The sequence below is a fragment of the Acinetobacter higginsii genome (assembly GCF_000369525.1).
GTDB lineage: Bacteria > Pseudomonadota > Gammaproteobacteria > Pseudomonadales > Moraxellaceae > Acinetobacter > Acinetobacter higginsii.
This window is the reverse complement of sequence record NZ_KB850067.1, coordinates 1-17240: the sequence shown is the minus strand read 5'-3', so window position 1 is coordinate 17240 and position 17240 is coordinate 1. Positions and strand designations below refer to the sequence as shown.

Below are 17240 nucleotides of genomic sequence, written 5' to 3'. Positions count from 1 at the left end.
AAACGGAGTATCGCTTCAATCATCGGCATAGTAATTTATACCTCGATTTGCTGAAACTACTCCGCAATGATCCTCTTTAACTTCCTAAGCCCCTATTATTTAATGTCATTAATCCTTTTTCACAGTGTGCTGATACAACTTGATCAGCTAACCCCAATGCAATATTCCCGCTCATAAAGATAATTTGTATTTTCTTTACTGTATTCTCAATTCTTGGCTGGCTGTCATTGTGGAATATCCAAGCAGGATCAGATTGTCGAAGCAGTAAAGCAATCTGTTCTCCAATTTTTCCCCATCGTGCAATAAAGCGTGCACGGTTATAGTGAGTATTTGTTCTATAGTCAGCATCACCGATCATAATTGCGTTTCTGACTAACTCGAGATCAGGTAATCCTAACTGTTTAGCTTTTTTGATAGCATTTTCACCTTTGAAAAAATCACATGGCGTGGGTTCAGAAGGTTGGATTGATTCTTCATCAAGGAGATTTAAATTCATCTTAAAAGTTATCCTAAAGTAGCGAATGTCTTTTTTATAACATCTTTTGATGTTTTAAAAAAGACATTTTTATAAATGTGTGCTATCTTCACTTACAACTTGATAATAAGAATTTTGGAGAAGAGACGTTGAGTAACTTATTCATTAATCATAAAAATTGTCCTGAATGCGGTGGCCGTATCAAAGGCTATTATTACTACTGTGGGCAGTGTGGTAGTCAAAATGTTGTAAACTGGAAGCACACGGGGATATTTTTGTTGATTGCTGGAAAGATTTTTCTGGTTGCTATGCTTTTTTTGCTAAAAAATTTTGTTCAAATCCATTTTTTTCACAAGTTTCATTGTGCTAATTTTTTAAATAATTCATAGAGGTTGATAGTAAAATGAAAGTTAAAGATTTAATTAAATAATTAGAAGAGTTTGATCTGGAATTAGATGTTTTAATTGCTAATGAAGAGAACAAAATCATTGGCATAAAAACCCTAGCCCGATTCTTTGAAATAAGCTATGTTTCTTTTGTTCATCCAGAGACACAAAGAAATGATATGGAAAGAAATGTTGAATTTACCTTTTTAGGAATGTCGACTAAAGACTCTAGAGTTATTGTTTTTATTGACGTTGTTCCATAATTTTCAAGTAGTCAAAATGAGTATACAATATTTATGTGATGCAAGAAGATACAACTGGATAGGATGGGCCCATAAGTATTTGAAGCTGCCTCGTGTATGATCATGGGGACTGTCCAAACAAACGGCTTTTGAGAGTGCTGCCTGATACGAAAAATAATATCCAAGAGATGCTAGCGGTAAATTTAGTGTAAAATTTAATGCTAGCCATCATTAAAACTTATTTAAAAATATGAAGTTATATCGCACAGATTGGAATATGTTTCCTAAAACGGTTATTGACCGTGGTCTTGGAGATGCAACCTCTCATTACATGTATGAAGCTGCTAAAGCAGGGGATGTTGAAAGTGCGTATATTTTAGCTAAAGATTTAGTTTCGGATGAGGCGATTGCTGAACTAGAAAGAATTATCGATGGTCGGGAAACTATTATAGTACCTGTACATGCTGAGGAAGCAGTCGGTCGTAATATGATTCCTTTAGCTACTTCAGCAGTTATAGCAAAGAAACTTGGGCTTGAAGTTGATACGAATATAGTTCAAGCTATAAAAGTATCAAGAACTGGCGGTGATGGGTGGCATAGATTAGCCAACCCACCAGCATTTGATGGGACAATAAACAATGATAAATGTGTTATTATTGTTGATGATACCCAGACCCAAGGTGGTACTTTTGCAGCATTAAAAGGTCATATTGAAACAACTGGGACGAATAAAGTTATTGGAGCATATGCACTGACGGGTAAACAATACTCATCACAATTAGCTCTAAGTAAAGAAACTCTTCAGCAATTGAGGGATGTATATGGTAATCTTGAAGCATGGTGGAAATCGATTTACGGGTACGATTTCGAAAGGCTCACAGAGTGGGAAGCAAAGTATATCCTCAACTCTCGTAAAACAGCTGACGAAGTCCGAGATAGAATCATTGCGTCAAAACAAACGTGATGCTTATGCACTTATGATGAAAATGAATTAATTATTATTTAATTAAGTTAAAAGACTGCTATATAGCGGTCTTTTTTGTTTTTGAGCTCTACAAATTTTAATGAGTACATATAGTTACTTTTATAAAAATGATAATAAAGGGTAGAGGAGGTCATCTAAGAATTTAAAGCACAAGACTTATTTAACATTGATGACAGAAAAAGTGAGTTGTTGGGAACTTAAAGAAGAGGTGGTACTTATAATGGTTACTAAAATACAAATACTTAAAATATTAAATATATAAAACAATATATTACAAATATATATGATGCGTAGTGTACGCATCATATATAAAGCGTTCTATTTTGATATAATTGATCCAATCAACCCCTTGTTAGGTTTCATTTAAATTCCATGAGTCTTACTGAAATTAAAGTTCGCCAAGCTCATTGCAAGGAAAAAATCTGTTTTTTATCCGATGAAGATGGGCTTAGCCTGAAGATTGAGCCAAGTGGAAGAAAATCTTGGTGCTATCGCTATACAGATCCACAAACTAAAAAACGTCGACGCATTCAGTTAGGTCTTTATCCTGATTTATCGCTGAAAAAGGCACGACAAGTCAAAGATGACTTTAAAGACAATAATTATTGTTTTGAGCATGATACTGTCTCTAATGTCATCACCTTTCGTAAGGTAGGGGAGGAGTGGCTGCAGTTCAAACTGAAAAATGCATTTAATGATTCACCCCGCTGCGGTGTACTACAGTTAGCAGAAAGATGTTTACAGCAAGATATTTATCCAGACCTTCAGGATTTACCTTTTCAAAACATCAAGCGTTATGACCTGGTTTCAGTAATCAAAAAAATAGAGGGACGCCAAGTAAAAGAACCTGTCAAGAAAGCTTGTAGTTATTTGAACCAAATTTATGACTACGCTGTAGCGATGGGTTATTGTGAATTCAACATCGCGCATGGTTTAAATAAAATCGCCATTAACAGTAAAATCAAGAAGAATTATCCGTATTTGAAAGCGGAGGATATATCAGATTTTAAGAAAAATTTATTAAAATTGGATGCCCATCCGATTATTAAAAAAGCACTGCTGTTCAAATTACATACTGGCGTGCGAGGGGCTGAATTGTTATTGGCTGAGCCTCATCATTTTGATTTAAATGAAAAAATCTGGAAAATACCTGCCTTGCATATTAAACAGTTTCGACGAAAAGTCATATTAGGCCATGAGATTCCCGACTTCTTAGTTCCACTTTCAGATCAGGCTTTAGATATTTTAAAAGACGTCATGCAATGGTCATACGGTGAAAAGTACATTTTTGCTAGCCCACGGAAACATAATCAACCGATTCATTTTAATACATTAAATATGGCTATACGTAAGATGGGCTATGGAAAACATCAATTATCCTCTCATGGACTACGTTCCACTTTTAGTACCATTTTGAATGACTCAGGTTTGTTCCAGGATAACTGGATTGAGGCACAACTTTCACATATTGATAAGAACCGTACCCGTGCCAGCTATAATCACGCTGACTATTTAGCCCAGCGGACTGAAATGATGCAGTGGTGGGGTGATTATTTAAGTACTGCTAAGTGAAAATCGTACTTTTATACATAGACTTAAAACATTATGGGGTTTCAAATGGATAGTAAACAATATACTTGCCGTGTTACATGGTCAGCAGAATATAATGAGTATGTTGGGTTGTGTGCTGAGTTTCCATCATTGTCTTGGCTTGATGCGGATCAGTCTAAAGCATTCTCAGGAATAGAGGAGCTCGTTGCTGATGTTGTCGCTGATATGATTAGCAATAATGAAAAAGTTCCTACACCACTCTCCGGGAAAATATAGTAGGCAGTTTGTTGTCCTTGTTCTCAGTGGTTCAACAAAAACTAGCCCTCGAAGCCGCAGAACGTGGCGTGGACATAAATTGTTTAGTATCAGTAAAAAGAGCGATGTAATTTTAGTACGAGTGAGTGATAGAGCAGGAACCTATGCTTCATATATTCAGTAAATGGTATGTTTTTGAATTAATAGGTATTTTTAAATAAAGCTTTCTTTGATTTAGTGCTTTTTATTTAATAAATTAATTTTAAAAACAACTTAGGCTAATTGATAAACACTATCTGGAAAGATTAAAAGAAAATATTTTTTAATTTCTGCTAATTCATTTAAGGCAGGTTCCCTTTCAAGCAGTTGAAATGTCCAAATAAGTACAGCCTGATGATTATCATAGCAAGTATTTACTCCAAGAAAATTAGCCATTCCATAACTTCTATTGATGTTCATTTCTTTAATTAATTGATTTCCTAAGTCACGAGCTTGCTGGCTGATCAATAACTCATTTGGTAACACGGCGGTCATCTCCACAAAATAATCTAATGCAGGTTCAATCCTTATATTTAAAAAGTTATAATTTAGTTGAAATGGATAAAATATACTTTCTATAAGTTGTAATAACCTGCTGTAGGTTAATTTTAGCAAAGTATTACTCAGTCAACAACTTCAAATAACCCACAGCAAGTTATTTTTTGTAAATTAATTTAAATATGATTACTTGTAAGTTATCTAGCCTCATGGGCGATAGAAAAATTTTAAAATTAAGTGAAGTGGTGCATGCAACAGGTATCAATCGCAACACGCTCACAAGTATGTATTATGACCGTGCTGTACGTATTGAATTACCAGTCGCCGATAAGTTGTGTAAGTACTTTAACTGTACGATGAATGATTTGTTTGAGTTTAAGGAAGAAGTTGAAGAAAAAGATTAACTTAATACTTCGTTTGATAAGTTTTTCGAAGAAAAAGACTAGCCAATACTTAGTTTGATAAGTTTTTCTCTGCAGATCTAATATTGAATTTTATAAAATATCATTACAAACAGATACTAATTTCATTACTTCTAAAATGAAATCAATCGAATGGTAGAGTTTTTTTGCTATTTGCATTTTAAGGTGGGATTTTGAGGCCTTGTTGCGCAAACCTACCGATAAGGTCTTATACAGCAATAGCCTACACCTAAATTTATCGTACACCGAATTGGTCATCCTACAATCATGCTTTGATCAATCATGGTAATTTTACAATTTGGTTTGATACTAAGATTCAATGATATTCGCAGTCACAAGGAAAACATGGTCGAAATCAAACTTATTCTGACATAGCCATTCAGTGCTATCTCATGATTAAATCCTTATTTCGTCTTTCTGTATGCATGGTGACTGGCTTTGTCCAAAGCTTGATTAAACTTTGCGGATTAGATTGGACAGCTCTGGATTATTCAACCATTCGCAGAAGACAAAAGCATATTGATATTCAAATTAGCTATGAAAAGAGTTGCAATGGACTGCATCTACTCGTTGATTCCACGGATTTGAAGTTCTTAGGTGAAGGTGAATGGAAACGTAAAAAGCATTAGCCGAAATATCGTCGCCAATGGCGTAAACTTCATATTGGTATAGATACTAAAACCCTGCTAGGTAGAACACTATGGAAAAAATGGTCAGGCTATCATCGCCGAAGTTTGGTCGAAACTAAGATGCATTGCATCAAGTTATTAGGCGATAAACTCAGTGCTAGGAATTTTGACAGCCAAGTGAATGAGATCCATGCACGCGTAGCCGTATTAAATAAATTTACAGAATTAGGCAGACCTCATACCCAAGTTGTAACCTAAATTTTATCAACTTAGGAAAACTCTGCCGTCAAAGGCTTTATGCAACAAAGCCGTAAATAACTAAAAATCATTAAAATAACTTTACCTATTTGAATCTCAATATTCCAATAAGTTATTGTAAGAATAATTTTTTATTCGAAATCAATTTATGCAAATTATTAAAATCGAAAAAGATGTTCTAGAATTCTTACACAGCTTTACTCAAATTGACAAAGATAATTTTCATTTAGAAGTATTGTCTTTGTTTCCTGTTGCGTGTTGTGAATATTCTTCGATGATGTTGGCTCGTTTCCTGATAGAGAAAAAAGGTTACAATATTGCAGATGTTTTAATTATAAAAGGCCAGTCTACCTCAGATATATACCAACTACATTTATGGCTTAAAGTGAATGGTGTTATCGTGGATATAACAGCAGGGCAATTTAATGAGGTTGAAAAGTCGATAATCATTGATGAACATGGTTATTGGCATAATAAATCTTTCTACGAATTAGATGCGTATACCCCTGCAATAGACTTTAAGAATTATGTAGATGAATTTGATCTGCCAACATTAGAAAACGATTATTTAATGATTGTTCAACAAATTCATCAAAATTCAACGACGTTTTAAATTTTTAGTATATTTACAATTGGGATAACGACTGCAACCTAAAAAAGCCCCATAAGGTCCGTTAGTTATTTTCCTGAGTCTGCCTTGCCCACATTTTGGACACAACCATTCTGGTGGGATATTACTATTGAGCTGTTTATACTCGTCTTGAGGTATATGGATAAATTCTTTAAAACTCTGATCTTTGGTAATTTCTTCAAGGAAAATAGAACCTCGTTCACCGATTAAATAAACCTTTTCTTTTGCACGCGTTAGTGCAACATAGAACAGACGGCGTTCTTCAGCAAAGTCATGTATCTCAAGTTGTGGTAGGACTAAGTTTAGAAGAGGATCATCTTCTTTTTCAGCAGGGAATGCGCTACCACCACTATTCAATCCTAGAAGAATGACATAGTCTGCCTGTAAGCCTTTTGAAGAGTGAATGGTTTTAAACTCAAAAGTACAATTTCTGAGAAATGGTAAAATACTGTCTAAATTAGGTTTGTGGTGTTTATAGCGGCCCAAAATATAAATGGATTTTTTCTTGCCGGAACTTGCACTGGCATTATTGATTTCCATAATTGTTCTCGTCAGGTATTCGTTAATTTCCTGAGCCTTTGTTAAAAAGTTTATTTCAACAACTTTACTAGTGGTCTTATCAATGGCATTGACGACTTTTTGAAGTTGAGATTTATTTTTTTGGATAAAGCCACTGGCAACATTGGCAATACCCTGATTAGAGCGGAAGGTCTGGGTGAGCTTTGTTTGTTTGGTATAACCAAAGACCCTTTCAAACTGTGTAAAAATGCTGATGTCTGAACCTGCAAAGCGGTATATAGCTTGCCAATCATCCCCAACACAAAATAGTTTTGCTTCTGGTGCCTGATTCAATAAGGACAGAATGAGTCTAGCCCTTGCTTGTGATGTATCCTGAAATTCATCCACTATAATAAGCTTGAAAGGGCTTTTATATTTGTTCTCATTGATTAACTGAGCAGATTCAATGAGTAGGTCATCAAAGTCATGTTCTTTACTGGTTTTTAATAACTGATCGTAGCGTTGGTATACCTTAGAAAATAGCTGTAAAAAAAGACTCTCTCGTTGGCTAAGTGATGGTTTGGCTAATAGACTAGCAATGTTCGCCTGATTAGATTTGTAGTGACTTAAAAAACTGACATAAAGTTCATTGGCATCATGTTCATAGATGGACTGTGCTTTAGCGTTGATCTCAGTAAGGCTACGTGGCTTAAATACTTGCCCTCTTGATTTAAGTTCCTGTTCCAACTTCCTGAAAATGGAACCTGTAATAAACTCATGAAAGGTGGTAGAGATTAAATCGGTTTTATATTGTTGATGGATTCCTGATTTCCATTTCATGTCATCCAGATACTTTTGTCCAAAATGTGCAGGCGGTTTGCCATGCTGGTCTACAGCGTAGTGTTCCAGATATAGGTTTATTTCAGGCAGGTAAAAATCAGGCTTATATTGGCGGTGGGCTTCATCAGCTGTTTCATGCTCGTAGTTTTTTTCGTACTGATAAGGAATTCCTTGGCTATATAACCAGTTGGCTATTGCTTTTTCACCATGTGATTTAACAATCTCTCCTTGATAGGTTTCGAAGCCATCCTTGAATCTATCAAATGATCGTTTCTGCGCCTTCTCCCAATCATTTCTAGTCTTAAAAGCAAAAGGTGACAACGGAGCTCTTAAATAAGCAGTTTTAAATAAAAGATACTTTTCCTGAAAGTCTGAGTCTGTTTCGATTAATTGTTGAATAATTCGGTTTAGGAGGGCTTGAGGCTTTCCTGCATCGTTGGATACAGATGGGCTTTTACCTGTTGCTTTTCCAATGACCTTAACACCAAATTTATGGAAATTAAGTGCTTCAACACTAGTATCAAAATTGGAGAGAATATCCTTTAGCCTAAAGCTAATACGTTCACTCAGTTCTTCACCTGCATTTTTATTGAATGCAAGAACCAAAATCTCTTCTGGTTTATAGAGTCCAGTTAATAGGGCATATCCCACCTTTCCAACAATCGTTGATGTTTTCCCCGAACCCGCTGCAGCGACCAATAGGTTGCGGTCTTCAAAGATGATGGAGGAAACCCGTTGTTCATCAGTTAGTGGCGTACTTTCTACCTGATCGAAAAACTTCTTAAAAGTTTTTAACTCACTTTCAACGAAGCGCTTATTTTTGGCATCAATAGCGTAGTTTGCCTGAATAGAAAATTCAATAAACTGCCTTAGTTGTTCAAACTGGTTTTGTAGTACAGGCTCAAATGCCAAAGTGCTATCCCTTTGAATGAGGCTATTAAATTGTTCTACTGATGCTTTTGATCTTTGTGATAAGTCTGATCTAAACAGGTTGCATAGACGATAGGATAGGTAAATATTTTGTTGGATAAAATTTTGGTATTCTAGTAAGAAAGGTTTTAAAGTTTCCTTAATTTTTTCAGCATTTCTTTTATTTCTTAGGAATTCTGCATCATCATTAAGTTTGATTTTAAACTCTTCAGCCTGCGCGTTGAATATACCTTTAAACTGAAAATTTTGATCGAGCGTTTCCAGTGTTAATGATGACCATATCCAACCTTTCTGAATATGTGTTTCTAGCACTTGTTCAGGATTAAGCTTTATGATTTTGGTATCCAGTTCAAGTATCAGCTCAGGAAAAGTATAATTGATTCGCCATTTGGTAGAGTCTGCAAAGATGTAGCTGAGTAAACTTGGTCGGATATCCATATGGTTTAAAATGATTTTTTCATAGTTTATGATTTATAGTTAATTATAGAGTTTACGGAAAATTTATTCAGCCTTTTTTGTAATCTCAATATCATTGGATTAGTTTATTATGCTTGGATTGAACAACCTCGCATTTGTAAGTCAATGGGCACTGTTGCAAATAGCTATTGATGATAAGCAAAATACCCTTTTAGCTAAAAGTTCAGTATATGAATCCTTTCCATTGTAGACATTTTCAGGGTGAGATCATTCTTTGGGCTGTGCGCTGGTGTTGTAAATATGGCATTAGCTATCGTGAACTTTAGGAAATGCTTGACTATTAATAATATAATTAACGTATTGTTATTATATATCATATTTCTGATTTTTAGGATTAATTACCAATAATTAATATTGAAAAATGATCGAGTATAAGGTTGTTAAGGTGCTTTATGGCTAGACCACTAAGAAAGGCTAGTAGGGAGGGTGTTCTATACACTCGACGTAGTATAGTTGAATGTGAGATTAATGAACTAGAAAAGATCAATGATGAGGAGATTGTAGCCAGAAGTGTTATTTGGCCAAACTCAATAGCTGGTTTCATATCAAGTGAAACATTGCTCTATTTTATTAGGAATACTAATAATTCTTGGCTTCGAGAGAAGTTACTAACAACCCTTTTAGAAAGAATGCATCGTCATCTTCCTAAATCTCATAGCCTAGGTGGAACAAGTCCTTCGTTAATTAATATGGAAATTCGCGATAAAGTTCTTGATGATTTTATTGACCTATTATTAGCAGATCAGGCTAATTATGATGATCGTCTTGATTATTTTGAAGTTAACTTTAATGCTGCTTTAGCTAATGATCGAAGTGATGCAAAAAATAAAATTCAAAATAAATATAATCTTACTCAAGGATTATATGGTGAAGATGATGACATCCTACCAGAGGTTGAAAATGCAATAGAGGCCTATGATCCTTTCGACGTAAATGAGCTTGATAAAGAATATTACCGACGCAACCTACATGAATCGATTAATGGTTTATCACCACTTCAGCAACAAATTGTCTTAATGTGGTGTCACGATATACCAATTACTTCGAAAGACCCAAATGAAATGACGATTAGTAAAGCGTTAAATAAGTCCGATAAAACCATTCGTAATCATCGCGATTCTGCGTTTGCAACTTTACGTAAGAGACTGGAAGATAAGGAGAAATTATAATGAAAAATCAACATATTTCTCGAGAGGATGTATTGAGGGACTTCTCAGTAGAATTTGATTCTAGTAAAAATACCTTACGAAAGTATTTAATAGAATTCCCTGAATATGCTAATGAATTAGTCGATCTGTCACTTGAGTTGTCTCGTGAGGTTGATGACAGTGTACCACTTACTCTAGATGATCAAAAAAGTATTGAATCAGCCTTAGACCGCTTTCGTATTGGGCTTGCCCAACAATCGGAAATAGTAGATATACCCCCACAGCGTTTTTCAAATGCAGCAAAATTATTAGATCTTCCAAAGCAAGTTTTAATAGCTTTTGGTGGAAGAAGAGTTGAGCTAGCTTCTGTTCCATTACATTTTCTTAATAGGCTTGCGATAGTTCTGCAAGTGACGACGGCTCAGTTGCAGGCTTTTCTCACATTACCACCACAAATGCAATCTCAACGAAGTTATAAGTCTAATGTGAAGCCAACTGCACCAAGCAAGGTTTCTTTCGAAAAGGTCCTTCATGATGCACTTATTCCTGAAGAGCGAATTCAAAAGATCATGAATAAAGGCGAATAATATGGATGCTATCGAGATTGCTCGCCAGCGCGCTGATAAATTACATCATGAAGCTGTAAAAAGGGGACTAGATCCTTGGAACTCATATGCTTTTGCTGTTGGTGAAGCTATGTTTCGAGAGATTACTGTAGAAAGATGTTTACAGGGCTCTGATGAATTAAATGGTGGGCGTGCGTTCTTTGATAGTGTCTATAGATTAATTACCCATGAAAATTCAGGTTCACTTTTTGAACAAGCATTTCTTGTAGCGCATGAAATTGGTCATGTTGAGCTAGGTGATGATACGCAAGATGAGTATGTTATTAATATTGAACCTGCTCGGACAACTGAAGCGGAACTTTCTGGAATAAGTCGTGTTGTGGATTATAACCATCGACAAAGACGTGAAGTTCAGATGGATCTTTTTGCACGAGAGTTCTTAATTCCACGTTCAGTTGTCAGAAAACTGCATCTTGAATGTCATATGACTTGTAGCGATATCGCCAGTAGGCTTGGAGCACCTTTTGAGGTGGTTGCACAGCAACTGCTAGATGCAATGCTGTTACCTCTGGTTGAACATAATCCACCAAAAATGGATTCAGAAAAGCCTCTTAATCACAAGCAGATGGATGCAGTAAATCATAGAGGTCCTGCTTTTTTACTTAAAGCAGGCCCAGGTACTGGTAAAACGCGGACTCTTATAGCTAGAGTTGAAAGTTTGTTAAATGATGAGGTTGATCCTCGACGAATACTGTTATTAACCTTCTCAAATAAAGCAGCTGCAGAAATATCAGAACGTATCGCACGTAAGCAACCTCATGAGGCAGCAGCTCTTTGGATCGGGACTTTTCATGGATTTGGCCTTGATCTGCTCCGTCGATTTCATGATTTATGTGATTTGCCTGCGGAACCCCGCTTAATGGATCGTACTGAAGCTGTAGAGCTTCTTGAAGATGAGTTTTTACGTCTTAATTTAACCCACTATCGTAATTTATATGATCCTTCTCAAAATATCGTTGATATTCTTAATGCTATTTCTCGAGCAAAAGATGAGGTTATAGATGCACTACAATATCGAGTTCTTGCTGAGGATATGCTAGCAAAGGCCATCAGTGCGGAAGAGCTGGAAACGGCTGAACGTGCTTTAGAAGTTGCAACAGTTTACGAAGTTTATGAAAAGATAAAAAAACAGGCTAATTGTTTAGATTTTGGTGATTTAGTTATGCTTCCAGTCCAATTATTGGAGGCTAATGAAGAACTGCGTCAACAACTACAGCATGATTATTTACATGTATTGGTAGATGAATATCAAGATGTTAATAGAAGCAGTATTAGGTTATTAAAAGCTCTTAAGCCAGATGGTGAGAATCTTTGGGTTGTTGGAGATGCAAAACAGTCAATTTATCGGTTTCGTGGAGCATCATCATTTAATATATCTCGCTTTTGCGTGGATGATTTTCCTGGGAGTGTAGCCCAGTCACTACAAATTAATTATCGCTCTACTTCAGAGATTGTGAATGCATTCTCATGCTTTGCATCAGATATGAAAACAGGCGGTAGAAACAGTGCTCTTACAGCAAATCGTCCTGCATCAGGCTATCTTCCAGAAATACAAACAGCAGAAAGTGGTGACATGATAAGTTGCACTTTAGCTGAATCAATCAAAAAAATGCGTGATTTGGGTTTTAAGTATCGAGATCAAGCAGTTTTGTGTAGAGGAAATGATAAACTCTCAGAGCTAGGGCAGGATCTAGAACGGTTAGGAATTCCTGTATTATTTTTGGGTAGTTTATTTGAGCGACCAGAAATTAAAGATCTTATAGCATTAGTTTCCCTTTTGACTGATAAACGTGCTTCAGGATTAATTCGTATTGCATGTAGTCCAGAATTTAAAATGCCAATGGAAGATGTAATTAAAATTCTAGAACATCTGCACACAAATGACAGCGAAATTAGGGGCTGCGACATTTCGTTGTTAGCTTTATCTCGAGAGGGCTTATCTTCGTTTAATAAATTAAACAATGTTTTACAGGGGTTTAGTAATCATTCACACCCTTGGGATGTTTTAGCAGCAGTGCTTTTAGACCGTACGCGGATAATAGCAGAAATTGCAACATCGGAGTCTGTTGGAGGGAAAGCTCAAGGAATTGCTATTTGGCAGTTTATGAATTTTGCTCGTCAAAAATTTAAAGGTAATGCATTTTCCATAGTGAAAATGATGACGCGAATACGTCGTTTAATTAAACTTAAAGATGATCGTGATCTCAGTCAACTCCCTACAGCAGCTCAAAGTATTGATGCGGTCAAATTGATGACCATCCATGGTTCAAAAGGTCTTGAGTTTCCTATTGTTCATTTAAGTGGGGTTAATAAAGATACGCTACCTGGCTCTTGTAGACTAACAAAATGCCCACCACCCGACGGTATGGTTGCTGGTGGTACAGGCTCATCTAATGATGTCGCTAGAGAAGCTCACGATAATGAGCAGGAGTGTCTTTTTTATGTAGCAATGTCACGCGCACAAGAAAGACTATTCTTTTATGGTGCCAGAACCAAAGGTCAGAAAAAAAGCCAACACCCTCTTTCTGGTTTTTTGGACCGCATTGGTCCAGTTTCATCTATAGGAATTATCCCATTATTACAATTACCTATAGCACCAGAAAGTATCCCAATAGAAGTAGAGTTTCAGGGAGATATTAATTTCAGTGCTAATGCTTTGGATTTATACGATAGGTGCCCTAGAAGGTTTCTGTATACTCACCTTTTAAGTATTGGTGGTCGTAGAGAGGAAACCGCATTCATGCAAATGCATGAAGCAGTACGCGATGTATTTAAAGCATTAATTGGTATAGAAAAAAATCCTGCAATAAATTTGAAATCTATGTTGGAGGCTACTTTTGAAAAGTATGGTTTACATGAACATGGATACGTAAATGATTATCGTAGTATTGCTGAAATGATGCTCAAATTTTTTATTGAGTCCAGAAATGGAGCAACAATTGAAATTTTAGATAAGTTAATTTTGAATGTTGCAGATGCAAAAATTTCGATTCATATAGATGAAATGCTGTTACGAGATAATGTGCGTACTTTACGCTGTATATTTACTGGTCATGCCCCTAATTCAGACCCCCAAAATATAAAATATGCTGCATTTACCCTTGCTGCAAAAAGTGCTTTTCCTGATGCATTTGTAGAATTAGTTTATTTAGCCGACAAAAAGGCTAATTCTCTCGACATTAAACCAAAGATACTGAGTAATTTTGAAGACAAAATACGAGAAATCTTCACACGCATGCGTAGTGGTGATTTTAAAACAGCAGATTCAGCCTTTAACTGCCCTAATTGTCCAGCGCTACTTATTTGCGGCAGCGTTCCAACAGGTATCCTAACGAAAAAATTTGAAAATAATTAAAAAAAAGTTAAAAAAAATTACCGACGATACTTTATCAGTCCGATTAAAGAGATGTAGCCAGAAGATTCCTTCTGCACAAAACTTTAAGAGGTATTTATATGAATCCTATTCAGGATGATTTTGATGATATTGGCGAAGCAATCAGTGAAAACCGCCAATTAAAAGCTGCAAATCGCTATCGTATTGTTGTCGCAATTGACAATGTGAATTTCCAACCAGCATTTGTTTCTGATCCAGTACCTACAGGGCGGCAGATATTATCTGCAATAGGTCTTGATGATCGTGATGAGATAACCCTTTGTGCAATATTGCCATCGGGTGATTTTGAAGATATTCGATTGAATGAAACTTTTGATTTGCGTGGGCGGGAAGTTGAGCGTTTCATTGTTTTTCGTACTGATCGGGAATTCAAGTTAACACTTGATGATCGTCAGCTTAAATGGGGGAAATCAACTATTGAAGCCAATGCTCTATACGCATTATCAGGTATTGGACCAGAGCAGGCTGTGTTTTTGGAGGTACGAGGTGGTACCGATCGTATGATTGAGCCTGATGAGCTTCTGGATCTTACAGATACTGGAATCGAGCATTTTATTACAGCCAAACGTTTAGTTCAGGGTTACACCATCATTGTTAATTCTCTTGATGAATCAGTGCCTAATAAGCAAGTCACATTTGAACAGGTTGTTCAACTGGCATTTCCGAATGACCCAGTCGGATCGAATATTATCTACTCTATGACTTATCGTCATGCGGCATCTAAACCACATGCTGGTGAGCTTGCTGAGGGTGGGGTTATTGAAGTTAAACATCAGGGGACAGTTTTCAATGTCACAAAAACTATTCAATCTTAATGACGACTTACGCCAGCTTCGTGAAGCTGGCTATCATGTACAAATTATTGCGGGCTTTCTTATCATGAAGGAGGTTCCCTATGTAAATGCACAAAAATGCATTCGCAAAGGAACCCTCATAACATCTTTAGATCTTGCTGGTGATAATACACGTAAACCTGGGTGTCATGTGATGCATTGGGATGGGGAATATCCTTGTAAGGCGAATGGACTTCCTTTAAATGAAATCCGCCATGTATCTCAGCACACGGATTTTGGTCATGGTATTACTGCTGAACATAGCTTTTCAAGTAAGCCAGGACCAGAAGGATACCCTGATTACTTTGCTAAAATGTCCACTTATGCGACGATTTTGTCTGGTCCTGCAGCGGTATTACAGCCAGGAATGAGTCCAAAGATATTTCGTACTCCTGATGAAACCGAAATTGAAAGCGTTTTTAATTATATTGATACAGCTTCTGATCGCGCAGGAATAGGTAAACTTACAGAAAAACTAGAAAGTGAGGTTGTTTCGATAATTGGAACTGGAGGGACTGGAAGCTATATTATTGATTTAGTTTGTAAAACTCCCGTACGTGAAATACGACTGTTTGATGCGGATGAGTTTTTACAGCATAACGCTTTTCGTGCTCCAGGTGCTCCATTATTACATGAGCTTAGAAATGCACCATTGAAAGTCGACTATTTCAAAAATATTTACGACCGAATGCATCGTAATATTGTTGCGCATCCAGTCAGCTTGAACTTTACCAATATTGAATTATTAAACGGAACTTCATTTGCATTTATTTGTATTGATGCTGGTGAAGATAAGAAAGCGATCATTCAGAAATTGGAGTTACTAAATATACCTTTTATTGATGTTGGAATGGGAATAGAACTCGTAAATGGTAGTCTTGGTGGCATTTTAAGAGTCACAAGTAGTACTCCTGATAAACGTGAACATATCCATTCAGGACGTATCTCATTCGCTAATGTTGGTGAGAATGATCTTTATGCATCGAATATACAAGTCGCTGATTTAAATTCATTAAATGCATCATTAGCGGTAATTAAATGGAAAAAATTGAGAGGCTTTTATAGAGATTTGGAGAATGAACACCACTCTACCTACACAACGGATGGCAATATGCTACTGAATGGGGATGTGACATGCTGAAAATTAAAAAGCTAAAAAACCATTTTATCCGTAATATTCCACGTGAAATCGATACAGGTGTTTTATATATCTCAATGGAATACGCAACAGCAGTGCATAGCTGCTGTTGCGGCTGTGGAGAACGAGTTGTTACTCCATTATCACCAACTGATTGGAAAATGAGTTTTGATGGCGAAAGTGTTTCATTGACGCCATCTGTTGGGAATTGGAATTCTGCATGCCGTTCACACTATATTATTAAACAGAATGTAGTTGTTGAAGCAGGTAGCTGGAATGATGATCGAATTAAAGAAGAAAGAAAGAGGGATAAATTAGCTAAAGCGCACTATTATCAGTCTATTGCTAAATCTGAATCAGAAATACAAAAGGATGATAATGAAATTATCTCTATAAAGTCATCAGATACAACTAATCTTTGGGGTATTGTACGTCGATGGTTAAGAAAGTTGATTAATTAAGTTCGCAGCCAAATGACTCCTCCAACAGTTCTAGATAAAGTCCAACATTTAAAACTGTCCGTTAGCGAAATCTTAATGAAGAGAATTTTAATAGCGGACATTTCTATTTTGGGCTTACAAATTGATTTCGTATAATAGAGATTATGTTAAATTAGTTGTATGTTATATTTAGTTCATAGACTTCTTCGTTTAGCCTAAAATCAATCACTTATATAAAATAATATTTCACATTCAGTTCACTTATGTTTATATTCTATTTACTGATATACGCTGAATGATTACGACGTTTTCTTCGTGTCATGGTTGACTCCAAAACAAGCATTTCCCATGCTTATTGGGGAGTAGATTATCACTTATAGGCATGGTCTAAAATCCTAGAACCACATCATTAGCCATAGGAATGTACGTTATATCTGTACACCAGACTTGATTAGAGTGATCGATGACCATGTTTTTCAACAGATATGGGAAAATACGGTGTGCAAGATTAGGCTTACTGGTATTGGGTTTTGGATACAAGGCAT

Annotated in this window: 13 protein-coding genes and 4 pseudogenes; 14 read left to right on the top strand and 3 right to left on the bottom strand. The window is 36.1% G+C overall.

What is annotated here, in order from left to right; genetic code table 11:
* Window positions 1–80: pseudogene (locus tag F902_RS22340) on the top strand (IS1595 family transposase); the annotation flags it as partial.
* 14 nt (window positions 81–94) lie between these two features.
* On the opposite strand, the pseudogene F902_RS00460 reads toward F902_RS22340, so the two are convergent.
* Window positions 95–496, bottom strand: a pseudogene (locus tag F902_RS00460) (hypothetical protein); the annotation flags it as partial.
* An 857-nt stretch (window positions 497–1353) separates the two neighbouring features.
* On the opposite strand from F902_RS00460, the gene F902_RS00455 reads away from it, so the two are divergent.
* From F902_RS00455 to F902_RS00445, 3 genes are all read left to right on the top strand, one after another.
* On the top strand, window positions 1354–2067 hold the full coding sequence (locus F902_RS00455) for a phosphoribosyltransferase (RefSeq protein ID WP_001986287.1): 714 nt from the start codon (window positions 1354–1356) through the stop codon (window positions 2065–2067).
* A 393-nt stretch (window positions 2068–2460) separates the two neighbouring features.
* The gene (locus F902_RS00450; RefSeq protein WP_005199968.1) at window positions 2461–3660 is read left to right on the top strand and encodes a tyrosine-type recombinase/integrase; all 1200 of its coding nucleotides are present in this window, start codon (window positions 2461–2463) and stop codon (window positions 3658–3660) included.
* A gap of 33 nt (window positions 3661–3693) precedes the next feature.
* Window positions 3694–3915 carry a hypothetical protein gene (locus tag F902_RS00445; protein WP_001986288.1) on the top strand — a complete coding sequence of 74 codons (222 nt, stop codon included), beginning with the start codon at window positions 3694–3696 and terminating at the stop codon, window positions 3913–3915.
* Window positions 3916–4167: 252 nt separating this feature from the next.
* Here the strand turns inward: F902_RS00445 and F902_RS00440 are convergent, their stop codons facing one another.
* Window positions 4168–4419, bottom strand: coding sequence for a hypothetical protein (locus F902_RS00440; protein ID WP_004658363.1), 252 nt, complete (start codon window positions 4417–4419; stop codon window positions 4168–4170).
* 194 nt (window positions 4420–4613) lie between these two features.
* On the opposite strand from F902_RS00440, the gene F902_RS00435 reads away from it, so the two are divergent.
* The 3 genes and pseudogenes from F902_RS00435 to F902_RS00425 all read left to right on the top strand — a co-directional run bounded on the left by F902_RS00435 (window position 4614) and on the right by F902_RS00425 (window position 6353).
* Window positions 4614–4835 (top strand): helix-turn-helix domain-containing protein, encoded by a 222-nt coding sequence (locus F902_RS00435; RefSeq protein ID WP_004658364.1) that lies wholly within the window; start codon window positions 4614–4616, stop codon window positions 4833–4835.
* A 251-nt stretch (window positions 4836–5086) separates the two neighbouring features.
* Window positions 5087–5740: pseudogene (locus F902_RS21920) on the top strand (IS5 family transposase).
* 148 nt (window positions 5741–5888) lie between these two features.
* Window positions 5889–6353, top strand: coding sequence for a hypothetical protein (locus F902_RS00425; protein ID WP_005199967.1), 465 nt, complete (start codon window positions 5889–5891; stop codon window positions 6351–6353).
* On the opposite strand, the gene F902_RS00420 is transcribed toward F902_RS00425, so the two are convergent.
* Entirely contained in the window at window positions 6339–9077 is a 2739-nt protein-coding gene (locus F902_RS00420; RefSeq protein WP_005199965.1) for a UvrD-helicase domain-containing protein, read from the bottom strand. The genes F902_RS00425 and F902_RS00420 overlap by 15 nt on opposite strands.
* Before the next feature lie 209 nt (window positions 9078–9286).
* Between F902_RS00420 and F902_RS22335 the strand changes: the two are divergent.
* The 7 genes and pseudogenes from F902_RS22335 to F902_RS00390 form a co-directional block, all read left to right on the top strand.
* Window positions 9287–9379: pseudogene (locus tag F902_RS22335) on the top strand (IS6 family transposase); the annotation flags it as partial.
* A gap of 129 nt (window positions 9380–9508) precedes the next feature.
* Window positions 9509–10285 carry a sigma-70 RNA polymerase sigma factor region 4 domain-containing protein gene (locus F902_RS00415; protein WP_005199963.1) on the top strand — a complete coding sequence of 259 codons (777 nt, stop codon included), beginning with the start codon at window positions 9509–9511 and terminating at the stop codon, window positions 10283–10285.
* Entirely contained in the window at window positions 10285–10851 is a 567-nt protein-coding gene (locus F902_RS00410) for a hypothetical protein (protein ID WP_005199962.1), read from the top strand. Before F902_RS00415 ends, F902_RS00410 begins: the two co-directional genes overlap by 1 nt.
* A 1-nt stretch (window position 10852) precedes the next feature.
* On the top strand, window positions 10853–14245 hold the full coding sequence (locus F902_RS00405) for a UvrD-helicase domain-containing protein (protein WP_005199961.1): 3393 nt from the start codon (window positions 10853–10855) through the stop codon (window positions 14243–14245).
* A 98-nt stretch (window positions 14246–14343) separates the two neighbouring features.
* Window positions 14344–15099: a multiubiquitin domain-containing protein gene (locus F902_RS00400; protein WP_005199960.1), complete on the top strand. Its 756-nt coding sequence runs from the start codon at window positions 14344–14346 to the stop codon at window positions 15097–15099.
* Window positions 15074–16258, top strand: a complete 1185-nt coding sequence (locus F902_RS00395) for a ThiF family adenylyltransferase (RefSeq protein ID WP_005199959.1) — start codon at window positions 15074–15076, stop codon at window positions 16256–16258. The genes F902_RS00400 and F902_RS00395 overlap by 26 nt, the downstream gene beginning before the upstream one ends.
* Window positions 16252–16716 carry a ubiquitination-like system serine protease family protein gene (locus tag F902_RS00390; RefSeq protein ID WP_005199958.1) on the top strand — a complete coding sequence of 155 codons (465 nt, stop codon included), beginning with the start codon at window positions 16252–16254 and terminating at the stop codon, window positions 16714–16716. Before F902_RS00395 ends, F902_RS00390 begins: the two co-directional genes overlap by 7 nt.
* Window positions 16717–17240: the final 524 nt, after the last annotated feature.